Origin of the sequence: Priestia sp. SIMBA_032 (assembly GCF_046535215.1) — a bacterium.
Lineage (GTDB): Bacteria > Bacillota > Bacilli > Bacillales > Bacillaceae_H > Priestia > Priestia aryabhattai.
Map to the genome: position 1 here is coordinate 1 of NZ_JAWRXD010000009.1, position 22,137 is coordinate 22,137.

Genomic DNA, 22,137 nt, shown 5'->3' on the forward strand with positions numbered 1-22,137 from the left:
TTGCATGTATTAGGCACGCCGCCAGCGTTCATCCTGAGCCAGGATCAAACTCTCCGAAGAAATGTTTGACTTGCTCATTTAAAAATAAAAATTAACGTTGACGTTTGTCGCTTTGTTCAGTTTTCAAAGTTCAACCGCCGCTCTTAAGCGACTTTATTATCTTATCAAGTTACTGACGTAATGTCAACAACTTTTTAAAATTCTTTTTTCAGCTTCGTTGTTACTGTTATGTCTCAACGACGCTTTATAATAATAAAATATATCTTTATTAAAGTCAACAGTTTTTAAGAAAAAACTTCTTAATCATTACTTTTTAATTCAGATAGCTGTTTTATCTAGATCATATCATTATATTGTAGGCAAAAGCTAGGTTTAAACTTTGCCTTCTATATTCTTGAACTCTTTACTTTTTTCAATTTCTTCATTTATGAAGAAATTGAAAAAGAGCTGTCCATTAGACAGCCCTTTCTTATTTCCCTTTAAAACTAGGTCTTCTTTTCTCAGTAAATGCTTGAAGCGCCTCTAGACGATCTTCTGTCGGAATCGTTAACTCATATGCTTTTCGTTCAATTTGCAAACCAGTCTGCAAATCCGCCTTCATTCCTTCTTTGATAGCAAATTTTGCTTGCTGAAGTGCAATTGGCCCATTTTTCAATAAAAGCGAGATAAAAATATCTATTGTTTCTTCTATTTGATATCCAGGAGCTACCTTCGTTACTAAACCACATTCTTTCGCTTCTGATGCCGTGAGGCGCTGAGCTGTTAAAATTAGTTCCATTGCTTTTGCTTCCCCAACTAACCGAGGGAGACGCTGTGTTCCTCCTGCGCCTGGTATAATCGCTAAGCTTGTTTCCGTTAAACCCATAAGCGCTTCTGTTGAAGCAATCCGGAAATCACATGCTAAAGCCAGCTCCATTCCTCCTCCAAATGCATATCCGTTGATGATTGCTATCGTTGGCTGAGGAAGCTGCTCTATCTTAGAAAACACTTCTCCTATTTTGTAAATATTGCGCTTTACCTCTTGATCAGAGAGGGTTTTACGTTCTTTTAAATCGGCACCTACACTAAAAGATTTTTCACCTGCCCCTTTAAACGTCACAACTCGAACATCTTTTTGAATACGAATCCCTTCAATTGCTTCTTCCAATTCTTTAAGCATATCATAATTAAAAGCATTCATCGCTTCCGGACGGTTCAGTATCACATGAGCGACGTGTCCCTTTATTTCATAAGAAATAGATGACATTCTTTTACCACCCCCAACTTGGAATCGCTTTCATTTTATCAATCCTGAGATACCTGCTGCTTCAGTGCACGCCTTAAAATTTTTCCCGTTGTATTTTTAGGAAGTTCTTTTAAAAATTCAATTTCACTTGGCACTTTATATTTAGCAAGATGCTCTTTGCAGTAAGCAATAAGCTTCTCTTCCGTTATCTCTTGATTATTGCACACCACGTAACACTTCACACATTCACCTAAAGAAGGATCAGGAACTCCGATAACGGCCACTTCTACAATATCCTGATGCGCATATAGCACTTCTTCTACTTCGCGAGGATAAACATTATATCCTCCTACAATAATTAAATCTTTTTTACGGTCAACGATATAAAAATAACCTTCCTTATCCATTCTTGCTAAGTCCCCTGTATATAGCCAACCATCTCGGAGAGCATATTCCGTGTCTTCAGGAAGCTTGTAATACCCTTTCATCACATTAGGGCCTTTGACGATAAGTTCGCCGACTTGTCCTACTTCTACTTCTTCTCCTAGTTCGTTTACCACTTTATTTTCAACATTCATAATAGATGTGCCTATAGAACCGGCTTTTCTCTCTCGGTCAATCGGATTGAAACACGTCACAGGAGAAGCCTCAGATAACCCATACCCTTCTGCTACCATTACTCCAAACTTACGTTCAAAATGGGTTAGAAGCGCCACCGGCATTGATGCCCCGCCTGATATACAAAGCCTTACCGTGTGAAAGTGCTCTTTTTTCCCTTTGTCATGCTGAAGTAAGAAATTATACATTGTCGGAACGCCAGCAAAAATAGTCGCTTGTCGATTTTGAATTAATTCAAATATAGAAGATGGACTGAATTTTGGTTCAATTAATATCGTTCCTCCATTCATTAAAGGCGCATTCAATGAAACAGTTAAACAAAATACGTGAAACATCGGCAAAGCAGCTACGACTCGGTCATTCCCATTTATACTTAAATAATCTGCTACGTCTTGAGCATTTGAATAAATATTCTTATGCGTAAGCATAGCTCCTTTTGGTTTTCCAGTCGTTCCTGACGTATACAGAATGATGGCCACATCTTCTTCTTTTAACTCCAGAAAATCATATGTAGCTTCCCCTCTGTTTACAACTTGCGAAAACGTGTGAAAATAAGAAGGGATATTTTCCACTGTATCTGTCGTTTCACATAAGATAACGTGTTCCAAAAATGGAGCGTGTCCAATGATTTTCTTTAAAACAGGGAGAAGTAAATCAACCGCAATAACTCCTTTTACATCTCCATCCTGAAGCATGTAGCTAATTTCATCCGCTGTGTAAATAGGATTAATGGGTATAACGGTAGCTCCTACTCGAAGAGCACCGTACAATCCAATCACAAAATGAGGCGAGTTGCCGACAATCAAAGCGATATGATCTCCTTTTTTTATACCTAACTGCTTCAGACCATTAGCAAATTTAGATACCGATGCATCAAGATCTGCATAAGATGTTTCCTGATCCATAAAAACATATGCCGATTTTTGTGGAAATTGCTCAGCTGTGTTATGAAGCTGTGCTGACAAATTCATCTCATAACTTCCTCCTTTTAATAATGAATGAATAACCATTCATTATTAAGTCATAATAATGGAAAAATTCTTACTTCTTCTATTCTATTATAATGTTACTGCTGTTCTATTGACAAGACTCATCTGTTTAAAAAGAAAAAAAGCCTGACGTAGCAGACTTTTTTCTTAATAGATTAATTCAACAAACTCTTCTTTTGTAATATTACCAAAATAATGTGGAATATCGATGTCTTCTAAAGCTTGTTCAATAGAAGCTTTTTCATAACGAACACCTGTTAATTTTTCCTGTACTTCCTGGACATCCCCCACTCCAAAGAAATCTCCATAAATAGTGCAAGCATCGATTTTCCCTTTATTCACTTCTAAACGAACGTCAATTTGTCCCACAGGAAAGCGGTGAGAGTGCTGTAAGTTAAATTTAGGTGATTTTCCATAGTTCCAATCCCATGACTGATAGCGCTCTTTAGAAATTTGATGAATCGTTTCCCAATCTTTTTCTGTTAGTTTATATTCTGTTATATTTTCTTCTCCCTCAAAGATATACCTAAGCAGCATTTCTCTAAATTCTTCCACCGTTACTTTCTGTTCTAAAAATTCGCTGATATTTGCTACTCTATTTCGAATAGACTTAATGCCTTTAGATTCAATTTTATCTTTTTTTACTTTTAACGCTGATACCACGTTTTCAATCTCTGAATCAAAAAGAAGAGTTCCATGGCTGAACATTCTTCCTTTCGTCGAAAACTGAGCATTTCCAGAAATTTTACGTCCTTCGGCCATTAAATCATTTCGTCCGCTTAACTCAGCATTAACTCCTAATTTCTTTAACGCTTCCACGACTGGCTCGGTAAACTTTTTAAAATTATGAAAGCTATTTCCATCGTCTTTCGTAATAAAGCTGAAGTTTAAATTTCCTTTATCATGATAAACGGCACCGCCTCCAGATAGACGTCTCACTACATGAATATGCTGATCTTCAACATATTTTGTATTAATCTCCTCAATGGTGTTCTGGTTTTTCCCAATAATAATAGAAGGTTCATTAATATAAAACAGCAGATATGTCTCATTAATATCTAGATGCTTGAGCGCATACTCTTCAATTGCTAAATTTATTCGGGGATCATAATTTTTTTGATTATCAATAAATAACATTCATTTTCCTCCTTGTTATTCCCATACGTATCCTGCTTCAGCTAACGTGAGCGTACCTCGATAATGAGCAGCAGCTTCCTCTACTAGCTGTTGATGTTCTCCGTAGTGGGGAAGGTGAGTAAGCATGAGTTGTTTGACACTTGCTTTAGAAGCAAGTGTACCGGCTTCTGTACTTGTCATGTGTCCAGCGCCGCTTCCATCTTGGCTAGCATAAAAATTACATTCACAAATAAGAAGATCTGCATTTTCTGAGAAGGAAACAAATTCTTCTAAATAGCTCGAGTCCGCTGTGTACACGACGGTTTGATTGCCAGCACTTATTCTCATGGCATAACAAACGACTGGATGTTGTGTTTTCATAAATTCGATTGTAAAAGGCCCAACTTCAAGTTTTTGACTCGGATCGTACTCTACACCTTTGGTAATTCCTTTATGAGTAAGTTTGTTGAAGCTTTCCTGATCATATGTATGTCCGTAAATAGAAAGTTCTCTAACAGCGTTCCCTAGATGAGTCTGAATGAGGCGAGCATATTGGAATACTCCGACATCAGCCACGTGATCATGATGATAATGAGATAAAATCATAGCATCTATTTCTTCTGGATTTGCATATTTTTGCAGCTGAGCCAATGCCCCGCTTCCGCAATCAACAAGCAGCTGAAATCCATCGTGCTCAATTAAATAGCTAGAAGTAGCTTCTGAAACAGCAGGATACCCTCCCCAAAAACCAATAACAGTTACTTTCATTTCAATCACCCTTTCGTACTATTTTTATTACGTTCAGTATACCCTACTTTTTTTTGAAAACTAACTGAAAGGCACTCGTTTCCGCCATTTTATCGAAATAACTCATTGTTATATAACAAATAACCACTTAGAATAGCAAAATAGGCTAAATTGTTATAAAACATAATTGACATTTTATCATCTGTTATAATACAATGTTAGTAACAAAAACAACGGAGGGATTTAAAATGTTAGAAAAAATGACTGAATTTTTCAAAAGATTACCCAATAAAAAGTGCGTAGAATGCGGAAACGACATCGAGGAACAGCATGAATGCTACGGAAACAAATGTGATCACTGTCTAGATACCATGAAATAAAAAAAGCTGAAACTGTTATAAAACAGTTTCAGCTTTTTTTTATACGCTCAAACTGCGATACTCGTTTGGCGTAATGCCTTCTACTTTTTTAAACACTTTTCGAAAGTATTTATCATCATGATATCCAATCATATTCGCAATTTCATAGATTTTTAGTTCTTCATTTAGTAAAAGTGATTTGGCTTTATTCATTCTGACTTTCACCATATAATCTGAAATGTTTTCTTGAAATTCTTGCTTAAACTTTCTCGAAATGTATTCACGGCTTAGATAGAAACGTTCCGATATTTCTTGAAGCTTCACATCTCGATGAAAGTTTTGCTGCAAATATTGTTCGATTTCATAAATAACGTCGCGATTGTTTTGCTTGCTATACCTTTTTACTACTTTTAAAAAGCGCTTTACTTCACGCTTCTTTCTCTCTACATACTTTGCTAGCTGAAACTGCCCATCTTGGTTATAGAAAAAAGAAAGAACATATTCAGGATCGTTATTTATCGTATAAGGAATGTGATATCTTTTTAACCAATGCTGGCTTAACAGCTGATATTCCTGCTCAAAATGCAGAATTTGCTTTAATGATAGGTAATTTTGTGCTTCAAAAGCTGTGATAATTTCGTTGAATACCGGCAAAAAGGCTTCAAACTTTCCTACTTGCAGCGCTTCTTCAATTTTACTGTTATAATCCATCATATTTATTAATAAAGCACTTGCTAAAACGTCTTGCTCTCCGTAGACCTTCACTTTATTTTGATCAAGAACATTGCTTAATAAAAGCGAGTTTTTCGCATGTTCATAGGATTTCATTAACTGATCAATAGAAGAAACTCTGCACCCTCTTGCAATCCGACAGCTCACGTCTAGCGTACGGCGAATGGCTGTATGTAAAGTCGTCAGTAAAGAGGTTATGCGTTCAAAATCATTCCAAAATATAATGATAATTTCCCACTTATTTGATAAATAACGGAAGGCTACCCCATTTTCTTCTGCCATCAGCATTTCATTGATTACATTTAAAATTGAAAAATAGGCTAAATCCCGGTCACCGCCAAAAGAACGAATGATGGATTCATCTACACGTACAATCCCCACTTCATATTCTCTAGTCAGATGGAAACCAAACTCTTCATAGATTGATTGATTTAGCAAATAATTGTTCATCAACTGCGTCAGTTTTCGATCTCGATAAATGGGCTTCATTTCATTGATTAAACGATAGCTGCTATTATGGACTTTTCTTGACTCTTCTTCTTTTTTCCATTGGGTTACAGCTCGTACAAGCGTATCGTTTAAAATCGAAGGATCCACTGGCTTTAGAATATAATCCGTACTTCCAAAATGAATAGCTTTACGCATATAGTGGTAGTCATCATATCCTGTTACCACAATCGTTTTGCTAGAAGGTGAATTCTCTTTAATCCACTCCAACAAAGCAATTCCATCGATATTAGGCATCTTCATATCAGTAAAAATGATTTCCGGTCCATGATCCTCGATAAGCGCAATCGCTTGCTCACCGCTATCAGCTTCTATCACATCTGTAATTTCATGCTCTTCCCACTGTCCAAGCAGCTTTATCCCTTCTCTTACATGCTCTTCATCATCCACGATTAATACTTTCATCGCTATCCCTCTTTTCTTCAATTGTTGTTAGCTTTATGACAACGGTAAAATCGTGATTTTCTTGACTGCTAATATGCATTGAAGCATGATCTCCATAGTAGATGCGAAGTCGTTCATAAATGTTTTGCAACCCAATATGCTCATCTGTTTGATTATACGATTGCTGAAGTCTCGTTTTTAATTGATTCAACTCTTGCTCTCCTATCCCTTTTCCGTTGTCAGAAACAGTTAGAATCAGTTCTTCTCCGTTCAACTTCGCTGAAATCAACAGCTTTCCGCTTCCTGTGCGGGTTTCGAATCCATGCTTAAAAGAATTCTCAACAAGAGGCTGCAAGATCATTTTCGGTATTCGCATAAGCTCTGCCTCTTTTTCGATATTTAACTCATACTCAAACTTTGAACCAAACCGCTGCTTCTGCAGACTCAAGAAAGCTTTTACGTGATCGACTTCTTGCTTTAAGCTCACGATATCCTCTTTCATATTCATGCTGTAACGCATAATGTGAGAAAGTGAGGTTAATAAAGAATATACTTCAACTGCTTTATGCTTAAGGGCAAGAGTTCCAATCGATTGAAATGCGTTGTATAAAAAATGCGGATTAATTTGTGACTGCAGCACTTTTAGCTGCGTTGATTTATTTTCTAATTCCAAGCGAAATTTACGTTCAATCAAGTCATTAATTGTTTCTACCATAGAGGTAAAATGCCTTCCTAAAACACCAAATTCATCGTTTCCAAGCGACTTAAACCGCACTTCAAATGATCCTTTTTCCACTTCTTTCATATTGCGAATCAATACGTTAATTGGCTTTGTAAAACGTACTGATATAAAAAGCGTAGCGATAACGAGCATACACAAAAATGGCAGGCCAATTAATACATTCATAAGTGCTGTCTTTCTTGCATCCTCATATAAAACATTGTAAGGAATTCGTTTCACAATGTATAAGTCCTCAAAAGGCTGTTTAAGCTTTTCATACATTAATACGCCTGAGAAGCTTTTATCTTCCCATTCCATGCTGTGATCCTCTTGAGACGTAAGCGCCTTTAGCCACGGGTAGTTTTCATTTTTTCCAATAACCTTTGAATCCGAAGAATACAAAACCTTCCCTTTATTGTTCATTAAATAAAAATCTTCTGACTCTTCATTATATAAACGCTGCGATATAGATTGAATCTGTGTCATGTTAATGTCTAAAGATAGATAAGCTAACAACTTGTCTGATGGAATTTCATCAATCCGCTGATGAAAGCTAATAACTTGATTCGGCAGTGAATCAATTAACGTTGATAAATTATTGTAGCTATAAATTTCATGGGTAGGCTCAATGGCAAGAAATTTATGATTTTTATTTAAATAAGAATAGTAAGGCTGAGTGTAAATATCATCGTACTTCCCTCTGCTGCTCACTTTCGAATTATAAGCTGTATACGAGTCATGCCCGTTCTCAATATAAAGATGGAGCTGTTCAATCTCTGGACGAGTATTATATAAATAAAGAAGAGTGCGTGATATTTCCAGTTGATTGGCTCCTAAGTCACTTGATACGCCTTCATCTAACACTTTAATAAATGGGTGGTAGCCGTACAGCCTTTTTGTAATATTAGCAATTTCATTTAAGTAATCACTCAAATCATTGCTTCCATTTTTAATAACTTGATAGTTGGTAGAAATAAATCGATTCTTAACCGTTTCTTTTGTGTATTGATACGTAAAAATCGTTGAAATTAAAAATGGAATAACTGTTGCGAATAAGAAAAACAAAATTAATTTCTTGCGTATGCTCCAGCCTTTCACGAATAACCTCCTTTGACTAATGTCATACATTATGACTATTATTATACATTAAAAGCGCTTTCAATTAACTATTATTTTTTCATAACTATGAATCTAATCAGCTATTTTTTCACACTAAAAAGTCCGCGTTTTCCACGCGGACTTTTTGGTTATTTTTTCATTTTTGCCCAAATTGCATCTAATTTCTTCATAAATTCTTCTTCCGTCATTTGTTTGCCTGCGTATGACTGCATTGCTGCTCCTACTTCTTGAACCGTTCCTTCTGGATACTTAAACCAGTTCCAAGATAATGTTTTGCCTTCTTCAGAGTATTTTAAGATATCATCAGATAAAGAATCGATTCCTTTTCCATCGATGTTTTTGAACGCTGGAATGAACTTGAACTTTTCAACTAAGAATTTTTGACCCTCTTTAGAAGAAACCATCCAATTTAAGAATTCCTTCGCTGCTTTTTTATCTGCATCTGGCGCATTTTTGTTCACTACCCAGTTATTTGGAACTCCGATTGCTAATTTATCATTTTTCTTCGCATCGTTGCTGATTGGCATTGGGATAAAGCCCATTTTCATGTCCGGATTGATTTTTGTGATCATATTTACCGTCCAGTTACCTTGTTGCATCATCGCTGTTTCACCAGAAGCAAATTGAGTAACTTGTGTATTGTAATCTGTCGTTAATGGATTTTTATTTCCATACTTTAACGTTAAATCGAACAGATTCATAAATTGCTTAAACGTTTCATTGCCTTCAAATTTTGCTTTTCCTTCGTTTAGACCTTTAATAAACGCATCTGGATCGTCTTGCTGCGCCATTGGAATATTAAATAAGTGGTTACCTAGCACCCACCACTCGCCGTATCCGTTAGAAAATGGCGTAATGCCTTTTGCTTTAAGCTTTTTAGAAGCTGCTTCTAATTCCGACAGCGTCTTAGGCAATTCTTTAATGCCTGCTTTTTCAAATAAATCTTTATTATAAATAAAACCATAACCTTCTAAGTTTAGCGGCTGACCATAGATTTTCCCGTCCATTGTCATCGGTTCTTTAGCGATATCATACAGATTATCTACCCACGGCTGATCAGATAAATCTTCTAATTTATCCTTCCACGTTTGCGCTTCTTGGAACCCTCCATTATTAAAGATATCAGGTTCATTTCCAGAGGCAAACTGCGCTTTTAATGCTGCACCATAGTCCGCGCCTCCGCCGACTGTTTGGATGTTAAACTTTACGTTTGGATGTTCTTTTGTATATTCATCCGTTAATTCTTTCAGCTGATCTGCAATTTCCACTTTAAACTGGAACATATCAATAACAACTTGATCACCTGAGCCTGTTGATTTACTTGCTTTTGAATCCGTACCTGAGTTTGAACATGCTGTCGCAAATAAAAGTGATGTTGCTAACACGCCAGACATTATTGAAAGCCTTTTCATTTTCATTCGTTTTGCCCCCCTTGATATCTATCTCTCTTTATTTTACCGATTCTAGGACATTTGAACAGGTAACAATATTGAACAACCGAGTGGAAAATATTGAACACCCCCCTTCAGCCCCCTTCGACAGGTCTCTCTTCTGTCCCAAAAATTTCTATAAAATTTTTATCTGTTTTATTCCACCTAATAACATTTATAGACAAAATTATGTTAATATGTAGAGTGATAGATTCATAAGAAAATTTATGAATTTTTTTAACTTGTATAAACAAAGTGAAGGGGTTTACATGAAAACTAAAAAGCGCAAAAAAACACATGTCTCATTTCGAATTAACTGGCTGTTTATTGTGGTTTTCCTGCTTTTTTCTGCACTCATTTTACGATTAGGCTTCGTACAGATCGTGTACGGAGAGAACTATAAACGAGAAGTTGAAAAAACAGAAGATGAAACGGTAGATTCACCGGTTCCTCGCGGAAAGATGCTAGACCGCTATGACCGCGTTATCGTGGATAATAAACCGTTGAACGCTGTCACGTACACGCGTTTGAAGGGCGTCACTCAAGAAGACAAGCTAAAAGTAGCTAAGAAGCTTGCCACTCTTATTGATGTTCCTGTTACAACAGACGTTTTTGGCAAATCGGATAAAAAGAAAGATAAAAATACGATTAAGCTAACAGAACGCGACTTAAAAGATTATTGGATTGCAACTCATCCAAAAGCAGCTGCGAAAAAAATTACCTCAGCAGATAAGCAAAAAGTAAAAGAAGGTCAGCTTTCTGAAGATGATTTGTATCCTCTTCAGCTGAAGCGCATCACCAAAAACGAACTTTTATCGGTGAAAGATGACCTTGAAGTGATTGCTATTAAAAGCAAGATGGAAGGCGGCTACGCGTTAACCGCTCAAATTATTAAAAGCGGCTTAACAGATAAAGAGCTTGCCGTTATTAGTGAACAATTAGGGAACTTGCCAGGCGTTGATACAACAACTTACTGGGACCGTATGTATACATACGATGGCTTACTTAGCACGCTGCTTGGTAAAATCACATCAGCAGATGAAGGATTGCCAAGCGAAAACTTACAGTACTACTTGTCCCACGGTTACAGCCGTAACGATAGAGTAGGAAAAAGTTATTTAGAAAAGCAGTATGAAGACGTCCTTCGCGGCCAAAAAGCTCGCGTGCAAAACGTAACGGACCGCTCGGGCAACTTAGTCAGCCAAGAGACCGTTACAGAAGGTCAGCGCGGCAGTGACTTAATTTTAACAATTGATATGGAGCTGCAAAAGCAAGTTGAAGATATTTTAACAAAAGCTGTGACATCTGGAGCAGCTGGTTCACGATTAATGGATCGCGCGTTTGCTATTATGATGGACCCTCACACGGGAGACATTTTAGCAATGGGTGGAAAACAGCTCGTTACAGATAAAAAGACGGGAGCACGAAAAGTACAAGATTTTGCTCTTGGTAACATGACAACTTCTTATGAAGTGGGTTCAGCTGTAAAAGGAGCTACTGTTCTTGCAGGTCTTGACTCAGGCGCTATTCAGCCTGGAACGGTGTTTTATGATGCACCGATGACATTTGCTGGGGGCACTAAGAAAAAGTCCTCGCATAATATGGGAGCTACTGGAATCGAAAAAGCTCTAGAACAATCATCAAACGTATTTATGTACCGCACGGTTATGAGCATGGCTGGTGAAACGTACCGCCCTGGCGGCAGACTGAACATTCCACCGTCTATCTTTAATAAGCTGCGCTCATACTATAGCCAGTTTGGTCTTGGAATTTCAACGGGAATCGAATTAGAAAACGAATCAACCGGTATTCGTAACAGCGTCACAAATGAACCAGGTAAAGCACTAGATTTTGGTATTGGACAGTATGATACGTACACACCTCTTCAGCTTGTTCAATACATTTCAACAATTGCTAACGGTGGCTATCGTATGAAACCCCACCTAGTAAAAGAAATTCGTGAGCCTGAGCTTGATAGTGAACTAAAAGGGAGCGTACAAAGCTCGTTTGAGCCGGAAGTATTAAACCGTATTACAATGAGTCAATCGGAAATTGACATTGTTAAGCAGGGCTTCCGCCGCGTAGTTACTAGCTCACATGGTACAGGGCGTTTACTTAATACAGGAAAATACAGTCAGTATAATATCGCTGGTAAGTCTGGTACCGCGGAAACCTTTAATAAAGGCGTAAGCGTTCGTAACTCTACGTTCGTTTCATACGCGCCTTATGATAATCCGGAAGTAGCAGTAGCGGTTGTCATCCCTTCTGCTTATGTAGCCGGTACATCTAATACGTTAAGTAAAACTATTACAGGCGATTCTATTAAAGCTTATTTTGACCTTAAAAAAGAAGGCGAAAAAGAAGTAGAGCAAAAAGAAGAAGATGCAAAAACAGGAAATACGGAATTAAACGGTGTAAAAAAAGATGATAGTGAACAATAAAAAAAGGTCTCGTCATGAGACCTTTTTTGTTTTTTCTATGAAAAAAGCCTATCTCACTGAGACAGACCGCGTAAAAAGTATAGTTCAATTAATTCAGCAATTTTTTCTTCTGAAAGCGGCTCATGCCGTTTTTCCCAATCATAGACGAGTGCAATGTACATTTTAAATAATAAAAAAGCTGTGAGCTCCGGGTTGCACGGTTTGATTTCTTTTTTAGAAATCGCAATTTCGATTTTGTTTTTTATATAAGTTAAAATCTCTTCTTCTACTCGCACCAGCACTTCTTGCACTGCTGTAGTGCCTAACTGCTGTTCCTGTACCAGCTTCAGCATGAGCTGATGCTCAGTGCGGAATTCTAAGATTCGAAAAATAGCTGCTTGGGCATTTTCAAAAAAAGGACGGCTGCTGTCAATGACAGTTTCAGCTGCATCTGTCATTTCTCGAATCATTCGTGTAACAATTTCATCGAATAACTCTTCTTTATTTTTAAAAAAAGTATAAATCGTTCCTTTTCCGACATTTGCAAGCTTCGCCACTTGCTCCATAGTCGTTGCTTTATATCCAAACAGCGCAAATGATTTTGACGCTGCATCAACAACTGATTGCTTTCGGTCTATAGCCACGTTATCCCCTTCTTTCTGACCAAATGAATATTTGAGTCAATAAGTACGGTTTTACTATAGCATAAGTTTCTTTTGCTTTTCAACCACAATCTCTTCTCTTAGTATAACCTTTCTCTAGAGGTAGTAGACAAAAAAGTGGAGCATTGATTCACCGCTCCACTTCTACAGTTGCTGCACATATTTAACCGCTTTTTTAGCCACATCTTCTCCTTGCTCTACACATTCCGGTATACCCAGACCTTCATATGAGCTTCCCGCTACATAAAGACCGGCAAGCTCTTTTTCAAGCTGTTCATTCATCGTATCTAGCATATCGTGATGTCCGACCGTATACTGAGGCATTGACTGCTTCCATCTCGTTACCGCGTAAAATTCGGGCTCAGCAGAAATGGTGATGAGCTTCTTCAAATCCTCCAGGACAATTTTAAAAATTTCATCGTCAGGCTGATCCACCACAGCTTCATCCCCGGTTCGTCCAACTAAACATCTCAGCAGCACTTTTCCTTCCGGAACCGCATGCGGCCACTTTTTATTCAGCCACGTGCAAGCCGTAATCGTGTAATCGCTATTTCTTGAAACGGCGATGTTCATTGCATCTAGATTGTCTTGCAGCGCTTCTTGTGCAAAGGCTATCACAACAGTAGCTACTGAAGTGGAAGGCATATGCTTCAACGGTTCGAATATTTTATATTCCGAAAGCATAGACTGAGCAGCTGCATGAGGAGAAGTTACAATAACGCTGTCTGCTTTTATGACTTTCCCGCTATTTAACGATAATTCATATGCGGTATCTTCTTTATAAATTTTCTCTACTTTTATTCCTTTTGTAATAATATCAGGATCTATTGCTTTTTCTACCCCCTCTACTAGCGATTGAAGGCCTTCTTTTAATGTTAAAAAAACACTATTTTTTTTGAACTCCGAATCATCACCGTGCTGTGGGTGAATTTCTTTTAGCTTTTTCATTCCAACAATTAAGCTTCTGTACTTATGTTCAGCATGCAGAAACTGTGGAAATGTTGATCGTAAACTCAAACGATCAACGTCTCCTGCGTAAATTCCTGATAATAGAGGCTCGATTAAATTTTCAACAACTTCATCACCAAACCTTCTTCTAAAAAACACGCCTAGCGAACGGTCATCCTGATTTTTTGTCTTCGGTATAAAAAAATCAGCTGCTGCGCGCAGCTTGCCAACAGGTGAAAATAACCCTGTTGTGATAAAAGGAGATAACTTGGTTGGTATCCCCATTACAGCACCATCAGGCAGTGCATGCGGTGTATCTTTTACTAGAATATAGGATTTTCCCTTTTCATTTCCGACTAGCTCCCGGCCTAGCCCCACTTCTTTTGCAAGTTTTGTAGCAGCTAGCTTACGCGCTAAAAATGAATCCGGACCTTTTTCAAATAAATAACCGTCTCGTTTGACCGTTTGAATTTTCCCGCCAAGCCGATGCGTCGCTTCTATTAGTTGAAGATCAATTGGCAGCTGATGATCCTTTATTTTTTTTTGCAAATAATAGGCAGCTGAAAGACCTGTTATTCCTCCACCGATGATGACAACCTTTTTTCGTCTATCCGTCATGTTATCATCGCCTTTTCTGTAAAATTCAATATAAAGAGAAGCGATTATGGAAATCCATAGCTCGCTTCTTACTTTTCTTTATATTGATTATAAGTTACTTTTCGTCCCTGTTCAACGTACAAAGAATCTATATTGACTTAACGGGCAATTCGTTTTAACACAACTGTAGCTAACCCATCGATAAATTCAGGCTGTGCATTCGGCATTTCAGGGCGGTAATAATCAGCCCCAATTTCATCTGTCACCACTTTGCATTCGTAGTCGTTATCATAAAGTACTTCTAAGTGGTCTGCGATAAATCCAACCGGGGTATAGACAAACGACGTATAGCCTTTTTCTTCATACAGTTCTCTTGTTAAATCTTGGACATCAGGACCTATCCATGGCTCTGGCGTATTTCCAGCACTTTGCCAGCCAATTTCGTAATGTTCAATACCAGCTGCTTGTGCAATTAAATCTGCTGTTTCTTGAAGCTGATTCGGATATGGATCTCCTGCTGCAATAATTTTTTCCGGCAAGCTATGTGCAGAAACAATCAATACGGCTTTTTGGCGTTTCTCTTCGTCTATTAAATCAAACGTTTGTTTAACACGTGTAGCCCAGTACTGAATGAATTTTGGCTCACTGTACCAGCTTTCTACGGAATGAATGATTGGTCCTCCTAATTTTTCAGCCGTTTCTTTGGCGCGCCCATTATAGGACTTTACGCTAAACGTTGAAAAGTGAGGTGCAAGCACAATGCTGACGGCTTCTTTAATTCCGTCTTTATGCATGGCTTCTACTGCATCTTCAACAAACGGTTCAATATGCTTTAAGCCAAGATACGCTTTAAATTCAATTTCATCCTGTACTTCATTCAAGCGCTTTTCCAGACTTTCCATTTGCTGCTGCGTAATTTTTGCAAGAGGTGAAATGCCTCCGATTGCTTCGTAGCGGTTTTGTAAATCTTCTAAGGCTTCCGGTGAAGGTTTACGTCCGCGGCGGATATGTGTATAGTAACGTTCAATATCTTCTTCTTTATATGGCGTTCCATATGCCATTACAAGTAATCCCATTACTTTTTTACTCATGTGTTCGACACCTCTTTGTTAGATTCAATACTTGTCTTCATTTTGCCATGAATAAAAAGAAAAATTCAAAGTTTAGCGCTCCAAATTATTTGACAATTTATTGTCTATTTGCAGAATATTCATGAATAAAGGTTGTTAAACGCTTCAACGTTTCCGGCTGAACCTGTGGAAAGACGCCGTGCCCCAAGTTAAAGATGTAACCAGGACTGGCCATCCCTTTATCTAATATTTCTGTTACACGTTCTTCAATAACTTGCCATGGAGCTAACAAAATAGCAGGATCTAAGTTTCCTTGCAGTGTTTTGGTTAAGCCTAGTGCACGTGCTTCATCCAGCTGCGTTCGCCAATCTAATCCCACTACATCCAGCGGCAGATCATGCCATTCTTTTGCCAAATGACTTGCTCCTACTCCAAACATAATAAGCGGTACATTTTTTTCGCGCAAAGAGGTGAAAATTCGCTCCATAACAGGCTTTATAAAATAACGATAATCCGCTACATTTAAAGCACCCACCCATGAATCAAAGATTTGAATGGCTTTTGCTCCAGCGTCAATTTGCGCTTTTACATATGTAATCGTCATATCTGCTAACTTATCCATTAATGCAAACCATGCTTTAGGTTCCGTGTACATAAATGCTTTTGTTTTATTATAGTTTTTTGAAGGTCCTCCTTCAATCATATAGCTTGCCACTGTAAAAGGGGCACCGGCAAAACCAATTAGAGGTACGTTTAGCTGTTCTGTTGTTAACAGCTTAATCGTATCTAATACATACGGAACATCTTCTTCCGGCGTAATTTCTCCTAGCTTTTCTACATCGCTTAAAGATTGAATTGGATTAGAAATGACAGGACCAATTCCTGACTTGATTTCAACATCCACTCCAATTGAAGGAAGCGGTGACATTATATCTTTATATAAAATAGCTGCATCCACTCCGTACTGTTCAACGGGCAGGCGTGTTACGTATGCCCCAAGCTCCGGCTGATGAGTGATTTCAAATAGAGAGTACTTCTCTTTTAGCTTTCGGTATTCCGGCTGTGAACGCCCTGCTTGGCGCATATACCAAACCGGAACATTATCCGTTTCTTCCCCTCTACAGGCTTTTAAAAAAGTATCGTTAAACGTTCCTTGACTCATAATTTCCACCTTTCTCGATTGTCTTCCATCCGTATTTTCTTCGATTAGACAGACAATAATCAGCAAAGGAACATACCGGTTCCTCTACTGATTAAAGTTTCACGTTATATTCTCTACTTGTCACTATACCCATTTCTTTACGACTTGTATAGCCACCTGCTAAAAATGTCAAAAAATCGCCCTACTCTTCTTTTTTTATTGAAAAAGAGCAGGTGTTACTTCGTTGGATTTTTTTCCTTTTTGTTTTGTTAGGGAATTGTAAGGAACTACATAATAAGTAGGACTGTCGAGCAGATTCACACGCTCTTTTTCAAATTCTCCTTTTCCCTTCACTTTACCAATTAATTCGGCTTTATCACCTTTTTTCTCATAAACATAATAAACAGCTCTTTTATCAGGTGAAGGTGTCCACGATAAATTTACCGTTAGCAAACCAAATGGATGGAATGTTAATTCTTGTTTTAAGTCTTTAACTTGCTCTAAACGTATTGGTTTTGGCAGATCTTTAACGCCTGCTGGCTTTTGAAATGCAGCTTCGTCGTAACCAGCTCTTGTTAAAATGTCTTTAAATAATAGAGTCGGATAAGAACTTCCTTTTGTTAAATAATGCTGGTCATTTGTAGAATCATATCCCATCCACACGCTTCCTACAACATCTGGCGTATATCCAACAAACCAAGCATCTCTTGTGGCTCCTTTAACATTCGTATACGAAGTAGATCCTGTTTTTCCTGCTAACTCTCCTTTAAACTCTCCATTTTTTGCCGTTCCTTCTTTAACAACTCCTCGAAGCATTTTTGTCATATACCAAGCCGTCTGTTTTGAAAATGCTTTGTGAGTGTCGGGAACAGCTTTTGCAATCACTTTTCCGTCTTGATCTTTTATTTCATGAATAAAGTACGGTTGGATGTTTTCTCCGTTTTCAGCAAATGCCCGATACGCTCCTGCTAATTGAAGCGGTGTAATTCCTTCTTTTAATCCTCCAAGAGCAATCGCAAGCCCTTTATCTTCTAACGGAATTCCTAGCTTTGTAAGATACTGCTTACTTGTTTCAACTCCTAGCTGATTCAATGTCCAGACAGCAGCTGCGTTTTTAGAATCTTTTAGGGCATCGTACATCGTTAGCTTTTTAGCATATTGCCCGTCTACGTTTTTAGGCGTGTATCCCCCGTAGCTTCTAAGCTTGTCTTGCAGCAACGAATAAGGCTTGAATTTACCTTCTTCTAACGCAGGGCCATATACCGCAATAGGTTTCATCGTAGAACCTGGCTGTCTTTTGACATTTACGCGGTTGAGCGATTTTTGTACATAATCTCGGCCTCCCATAACAGATAAAACTCCTCCGCTTTTGTTATCGACTAATACAAAAGCACCTTGGGTACTGTTATCTGTACCTGGAAAATAACGATTTTCTTTCATCAGCTCGTAGGCTGCTTCTTGTGCTTTTATATTCATCGGTACTTTGACCGTATAACCTCCGCGCAGAAGCTCATTGCCCGAAATGCTGTATTTCTTCTCTGCTTCTTGAATAACCATATCGATATAGGTTAAATACGCTGGATTTTTAGCCTGCTCCTTTATGTTCAACCCCAGCGTTCTTCCTTGCAAACGGACATTTTTTTCAGCTGATAAATAACCTGCTTTTTGCATGGCATTTAACACAACATTTCTACGTTCTATACTTTTTTCTGGATGTAAAATAGGAGAATAAGAATTCGGTGCTTTTGGCAGTGCAGCGAGCAGTGCACCTTCTTCTACCGTTAATTCGGAGACATCTTTATTGAAGTAAAGCTTGGATGCAGCTTGGATTCCATAGGCTCCGTGTCCAAAGTATATTTGATTCAAATACATTTCAAGCAGTTTTTGCTTACTGTAACGCTGCTCCAAGTTAATGGCCACCACTACTTCTTTTGTTTTTCTAAGCAGCGTTTTATCATTTGATAAAAACACATTTTTAGCCAGCTGCTGTGTTAAAGTACTTCCTCCTTCAACACTTCCTCCAGCCAATATATCTCGGTATAATGCTCGGCCAATAGATTTAAAATCGATTCCGTGGTGTTCATAAAAACGAACGTCTTCAATTGAAATAAATGCTTGTTGCACATGCTTTGGAATCTTGTCAATTGAAACCAAATCCCGATTTTTCACATAGAGCTTTGTTAATTCGTTTCCATTTTCGTCCACTAACCTCGTAGCCGAGTCCATGACGATTTTTTTCTCATCAATTACATAGTTTCCAAGAAACAAGATGATAATATATCCAATCAATCCTAATAGAAAAATTCCAACTAAGGCAGCAATTGCGTATAAGCCTTTTTTGTACATCGTGCCACCCCTTTTCTTCCGCTAAACTTTTGATAATATGGAAAACAACTTCATCAATGTTTTACTTTACCATCTTCATTAGAAGTTCACAATTTTTGAATTTTTGTGTGTAAAATTTTATAATTTTAGTATGATTTACAATTGTAAATTGTATGCAATTCCCAATTAGAAAGGAAGTATAATCCATGAAGATCTTTATTACTTACGGAACAGGCCCTTACCTTCAAAAGTTGATCGACGAACATCCGAGTGAACGTTTATTCCTGCTTCACAAAGATGACGATCAATTTGCACTAGTCCACGAAACAGATGGAGATACAATTTTTAAAGAAGGACATGCTTATGAAGTATTAGATGCTTCTGGAGATCTTGCAGATAGCGGATTTGCTGTACTAAATAATATTTCAGTTACAGATGAAGGCCGTCCTTTATTTGAACAGCGATTTAGCCAACGAGCTCGTTTAATTGAAAATGAAGCAGGCTTTTCAGCTATTCGTGTACTTCGGCCACTGCAAAATGACACCTACATTATCTTTACAGGATGGAAAGATGAAAGTTCATTTAGCGATTGGCAGTCTTCAAAAGCCTATAATGAAGCACACAAAAAACGCGGTACGTCAGAAGGCGTGGATCAGCAGCCATCGATTTTCTCTCGCCCTTCTTATGTGACCTCATACCACGTAGTTAAATAAGTAAACATCCTCCTAGTAGGCGAGTATCACAATAGGCACAAACGTCATATTGTATACTATATCACCTATTGGGAGGAATTTTTATGGGCATAGAGCTTGGAGCTCTTCATTGGATGTATGTCCTTTTTATCGCCTTCATTATCGGCTTTATGATTGTGCGGCGAGATACGAGTATCCTTTGTATACTCGGGATTTTTTTGCTTTCCTTAACGGCTACCTCTTCGTTAAGCCACTCCGTCAGCGCTGTTTTTTCCAGCTTCATTTATGCCATTACAGAACTGCTTCCTACCATTTTAATTATTTCAATTATTGTATCCATGAGTAAAGTCTTAATGGCTACAGGAATAAACGAATCGATGATTTCCCCTTTTGCTCGCCTCATTAAAACACCTGCTCTTGCCTATTGGGTTATTGGATTAGTTATGATGACAATCTCCTATTTTTTCTGGCCTTCTCCAGCCGTTGCTTTACTTGGAGCCGTGCTGTTACCAGTTGCCATCCGCGTAGGGCTTCCGGCTATAGGCGTAGCTGTAGCGATGAATTTATTCGGTCACGGCGTTGCGCTTTCAGGTGACTTTGTTATTCAAGCTGCCCCTAAGATAACCGCTGACGCAGCAGGTCTTCCGGTTCACGAGGTTGTTCAAGCAAGTGTCCCTCTTGTCATTGTGATGGGAGTCGTTACAACGCTCTCTGCTTTTTACTTTCTAAAACAAGATATGAAGCACAATAGAATTCAGGCGCAACCGACAATTTTAACAAGCAGCTCTTCTAACCAATCCACACCTCTTTCTCCTTCACTACGCCGGGCTTTATCCATTATCGTTCCCCTTTTCTTTGCTATAGACGTATGGGCAATGTTCGCCCTTCATTTACAGGGAGGAGATGCCACTGCTCTCGTTGGAGGTACAGCTCTATTTATTTTAGTAGTGGTGTCGCTTATTGCTCACAAAGGAAAAGGTCTCGAACAAACAACTTCCTACTTGATTGAAGGCTTGCAGTTTGGTTTTAAAGTATTCGGTCCCGTTATTCCGATTGCCGCTTTTTTCTATTTAGGAGATGCTGGGTTCAAAACAATCATTGGTGACTTTCTTCCGAAAGGATCACATGGACTTGTAAATGACCTAGGCGTTGCGCTTGCTTCCACCGTGCCGTTAACCGCACAGGTCGCTACTGTGACGATAACTGCGCTAGGAGCTATTACCGGGTTAGACGGTTCAGGATTTTCAGGTATTTCACTCGTAGGCTCTGTCTCTCATTTATTTGCATCTGCTTTAGGATCGGGCGCTGCCACGCTAACTGCTTTGGGGCAAATTGCTGCGATTTGGGTTGGAGGGGGAACGTTGATTCCATGGGCGCTGATTCCGGCTGCTGCGATTTGCGGAGTTAGTCCGTTTGAACTTGCCAGACGCAATTTAAAACCTGTAGCAATTGGATTAGTCGTTACAACGATTGTCGCAATGTTTCTAGTTTAAACAAAAGCCCCCTTCTTTCTATGAAGGGGGCCCTATGTATATATTTTTACATACCTTTTGGAAACTCTTTTTCTGCTGACGGCTTTACATATGCATAAACAAGCGTATAGAGGAAAATGCCTACAATAAGCCACATAAGACCTAAGCTGTAGCCAGCTAAGACATCTGTTAAAAAATGTTCTCTTAATAGAATACGGCTCACACCTATTAATAAAACGATTAAAGTAATTGCAAGCTGATACCGCTTGGCTACCTTTTGATTATTCATATGTTTTGTTAGAAAAAAGATAATCAGACCGTAGATAAGAATTCCCATCATCGCATGGCCGCTTGGAAAGCTATAGCCTTCGATGCCTTCAAGAGGACGGCTTCGTTCTACCGCATCTTTAACTGCTTTGTTAATAATATCGCCGCTTAAAATAAGTAAAAATGCGGATATCATGCCAATATAATCTTTTTTAAAAAATAAAAAAATAATAAGTACAGCTAAAAGAACCATAATCATTACTTTTGAAGCTAAAAAAGACAGGCCGTGAAAAACAGATGACGCTGACTGAAGAATAGTGCTGTCATCTATAGCTGAAACAAGCCAGCGGTCTCCTTGAAAAGAATCTGTCGACACAGCAAACAACACTCCTAAAAAAACGAGACCCGCAATTCCAAATGCCCACATCAATTTTTTGTACAGAGATACAGTTTGTGAATCTACCATATCGTTACCTCCTATTATCTCACGAGAAAATTGGTAAAAAACTCATTCTTTATCCCTATTTCTCATCTTATGTATCTATTATGTATATAAAATATTTCATGATTCAATTACTTTTTTCAATAACAACGCT

Annotated in this window: 17 protein-coding genes and 1 rRNA gene; 4 read left to right on the forward strand and 14 right to left on the reverse strand. The window is 38.3% G+C overall.

The features are described from left to right. From SB717_RS22365 to SB717_RS22385, 5 genes are all read right to left on the reverse strand, one after another. A 16S ribosomal RNA gene (locus tag SB717_RS22365) occupies positions 1-60 on the reverse strand; the annotation flags it as partial. A 409-nt stretch (positions 61-469) separates the two neighbouring features. Next, the gene (locus SB717_RS22370; RefSeq protein ID WP_098622451.1) at positions 470-1,246 is read right to left on the reverse strand and encodes an enoyl-CoA hydratase-related protein; all 777 of its coding nucleotides are present in this window, start codon (positions 1,244-1,246) and stop codon (positions 470-472) included. 38 nt (positions 1,247-1,284) lie between these two features. After that, positions 1,285-2,814: a fatty acid--CoA ligase family protein gene (locus SB717_RS22375; protein ID WP_410904764.1), complete on the reverse strand. Its 1,530-nt coding sequence runs from the start codon at positions 2,812-2,814 to the stop codon at positions 1,285-1,287. 165 nt (positions 2,815-2,979) lie between these two features. After that, positions 2,980-3,969 (reverse strand): lipoate--protein ligase, encoded by a 990-nt coding sequence (gene lplA, locus SB717_RS22380; protein ID WP_049162875.1) that lies wholly within the window; start codon positions 3,967-3,969, stop codon positions 2,980-2,982. Positions 3,970-3,984: 15 nt separating this feature from the next. Beyond that, on the reverse strand, positions 3,985-4,716 hold the full coding sequence (locus SB717_RS22385) for an MBL fold metallo-hydrolase (protein WP_074682974.1): 732 nt from the start codon (positions 4,714-4,716) through the stop codon (positions 3,985-3,987). A 227-nt stretch (positions 4,717-4,943) separates the two neighbouring features. On the opposite strand from SB717_RS22385, the gene yhfH reads away from it, so the two are divergent. Continuing rightward, positions 4,944-5,075 carry a protein YhfH gene (yhfH, locus tag SB717_RS22390; RefSeq protein WP_074682973.1) on the forward strand — a complete coding sequence of 44 codons (132 nt, stop codon included), beginning with the start codon at positions 4,944-4,946 and terminating at the stop codon, positions 5,073-5,075. A 39-nt stretch (positions 5,076-5,114) separates the two neighbouring features. Here the strand turns inward: yhfH and SB717_RS22395 are convergent, their stop codons facing one another. The 3 genes from SB717_RS22395 to SB717_RS22405 form a co-directional block, all read right to left on the reverse strand. Further along, positions 5,115-6,698: a response regulator gene (locus tag SB717_RS22395; RefSeq protein ID WP_410904765.1), complete on the reverse strand. Its 1,584-nt coding sequence runs from the start codon at positions 6,696-6,698 to the stop codon at positions 5,115-5,117. Next, entirely contained in the window at positions 6,676-8,496 is a 1,821-nt protein-coding gene (locus SB717_RS22400) for a cache domain-containing sensor histidine kinase (RefSeq protein WP_074682971.1), read from the reverse strand. The genes SB717_RS22395 and SB717_RS22400 overlap by 23 nt, the downstream gene beginning before the upstream one ends. Positions 8,497-8,645: 149 nt before the next feature. Next, a complete protein-coding gene (locus tag SB717_RS22405; RefSeq protein ID WP_033580638.1) occupies positions 8,646-9,935 on the reverse strand; it encodes an ABC transporter substrate-binding protein in 1,290 nt (429 codons plus the stop codon). 281 nt (positions 9,936-10,216) lie between these two features. On the opposite strand from SB717_RS22405, the gene SB717_RS22410 reads away from it, so the two are divergent. Further along, on the forward strand, positions 10,217-12,388 hold the full coding sequence (locus tag SB717_RS22410; protein ID WP_410904766.1) for a peptidoglycan D,D-transpeptidase FtsI family protein: 2,172 nt from the start codon (positions 10,217-10,219) through the stop codon (positions 12,386-12,388). A 53-nt stretch (positions 12,389-12,441) separates the two neighbouring features. Here the strand turns inward: SB717_RS22410 and SB717_RS22415 are convergent, their stop codons facing one another. The 5 genes from SB717_RS22415 to SB717_RS22435 all read right to left on the reverse strand — a co-directional run bounded on the left by SB717_RS22415 (position 12,442) and on the right by SB717_RS22435 (position 19,131). Next, the gene (locus tag SB717_RS22415; protein WP_028412542.1) at positions 12,442-13,011 is read right to left on the reverse strand and encodes a TetR/AcrR family transcriptional regulator; all 570 of its coding nucleotides are present in this window, start codon (positions 13,009-13,011) and stop codon (positions 12,442-12,444) included. Between the two features lie 162 nt (positions 13,012-13,173). Beyond that, positions 13,174-14,595, reverse strand: coding sequence for a protoporphyrinogen oxidase (gene hemY / locus SB717_RS22420; RefSeq protein WP_098622446.1), 1,422 nt, complete (start codon positions 14,593-14,595; stop codon positions 13,174-13,176). A gap of 137 nt (positions 14,596-14,732) precedes the next feature. Further along, the gene (hemH, locus tag SB717_RS22425; RefSeq protein ID WP_063247675.1) at positions 14,733-15,665 is read right to left on the reverse strand and encodes a ferrochelatase; all 933 of its coding nucleotides are present in this window, start codon (positions 15,663-15,665) and stop codon (positions 14,733-14,735) included. A 97-nt stretch (positions 15,666-15,762) separates the two neighbouring features. Beyond that, positions 15,763-16,806 (reverse strand): uroporphyrinogen decarboxylase, encoded by a 1,044-nt coding sequence (gene hemE, locus SB717_RS22430; protein ID WP_410904767.1) that lies wholly within the window; start codon positions 16,804-16,806, stop codon positions 15,763-15,765. A 195-nt stretch (positions 16,807-17,001) separates the two neighbouring features. Continuing rightward, entirely contained in the window at positions 17,002-19,131 is a 2,130-nt protein-coding gene (locus SB717_RS22435; RefSeq protein WP_410904768.1) for a transglycosylase domain-containing protein, read from the reverse strand. 185 nt (positions 19,132-19,316) lie between these two features. Here SB717_RS22435 and SB717_RS22440 point away from each other — a divergent pair, with 185 nt between their 5' ends. Together SB717_RS22440 and SB717_RS22445 are read left to right on the forward strand one after the other, a co-directional pair. Further along, complete coding sequence (locus tag SB717_RS22440; RefSeq protein WP_144647220.1) at positions 19,317-19,823, forward strand: antibiotic biosynthesis monooxygenase family protein; 507 nt, start codon at positions 19,317-19,319, stop codon at positions 19,821-19,823. Positions 19,824-19,906: 83 nt separating this feature from the next. Then, positions 19,907-21,295 (forward strand): hypothetical protein, encoded by a 1,389-nt coding sequence (locus SB717_RS22445; protein ID WP_410904769.1) that lies wholly within the window; start codon positions 19,907-19,909, stop codon positions 21,293-21,295. A 46-nt stretch (positions 21,296-21,341) separates the two neighbouring features. Here SB717_RS22445 and SB717_RS22450 read toward each other — a convergent pair whose 3' ends face one another. Next, positions 21,342-22,007 (reverse strand): phosphatase PAP2 family protein, encoded by a 666-nt coding sequence (locus tag SB717_RS22450; RefSeq protein ID WP_410904770.1) that lies wholly within the window; start codon positions 22,005-22,007, stop codon positions 21,342-21,344. Between the last annotated feature and the right edge of the window lie 130 nt (positions 22,008-22,137).

What these genes read in the sequence shown, in the direction of transcription:
- SB717_RS22395 (WP_410904765.1), bottom strand. Translation starts at nt 6,698, where the DNA reads ATGAAAGTATTAATCGTGGATGATGAAGAGCATGTAAGAGAAGGGATA.
- SB717_RS22375 (WP_410904764.1), bottom strand. Translation starts at nt 2,814, where the DNA reads ATGAATTTGTCAGCACAGCTTCATAACACAGCTGAGCAATTTCCACAA.
- hemY (WP_098622446.1), bottom strand. Translation starts at nt 14,595, where the DNA reads ATGACGGATAGACGAAAAAAGGTTGTCATCATCGGTGGAGGAATAACA.
- hemE (WP_410904767.1), bottom strand. Translation starts at nt 16,806, where the DNA reads ATGAGTCAAGGAACGTTTAACGATACTTTTTTAAAAGCCTGTAGAGGG.
- SB717_RS22450 (WP_410904770.1), bottom strand. Translation starts at nt 22,007, where the DNA reads ATGGTAGATTCACAAACTGTATCTCTGTACAAAAAATTGATGTGGGCA.
- yhfH (WP_074682973.1), top strand. Translation starts at nt 4,944, where the DNA reads ATGTTAGAAAAAATGACTGAATTTTTCAAAAGATTACCCAATAAAAAG.
- SB717_RS22370 (WP_098622451.1), bottom strand. Translation starts at nt 1,246, where the DNA reads ATGTCATCTATTTCTTATGAAATAAAGGGACACGTCGCTCATGTGATA.
- SB717_RS22385 (WP_074682974.1), bottom strand. Translation starts at nt 4,716, where the DNA reads ATGAAAGTAACTGTTATTGGTTTTTGGGGAGGGTATCCTGCTGTTTCA.
- SB717_RS22405 (WP_033580638.1), bottom strand. Translation starts at nt 9,935, where the DNA reads ATGAAAATGAAAAGGCTTTCAATAATGTCTGGCGTGTTAGCAACATCA.
- hemH (WP_063247675.1), bottom strand. Translation starts at nt 15,665, where the DNA reads ATGAGTAAAAAAGTAATGGGATTACTTGTAATGGCATATGGAACGCCA.
- SB717_RS22440 (WP_144647220.1), top strand. Translation starts at nt 19,317, where the DNA reads ATGAAGATCTTTATTACTTACGGAACAGGCCCTTACCTTCAAAAGTTG.
- lplA (WP_049162875.1), bottom strand. Translation starts at nt 3,969, where the DNA reads ATGTTATTTATTGATAATCAAAAAAATTATGATCCCCGAATAAATTTA.
- SB717_RS22445 (WP_410904769.1), top strand. Translation starts at nt 19,907, where the DNA reads ATGGGCATAGAGCTTGGAGCTCTTCATTGGATGTATGTCCTTTTTATC.
- SB717_RS22410 (WP_410904766.1), top strand. Translation starts at nt 10,217, where the DNA reads ATGAAAACTAAAAAGCGCAAAAAAACACATGTCTCATTTCGAATTAAC.
- SB717_RS22435 (WP_410904768.1), bottom strand. Translation starts at nt 19,131, where the DNA reads ATGTACAAAAAAGGCTTATACGCAATTGCTGCCTTAGTTGGAATTTTT.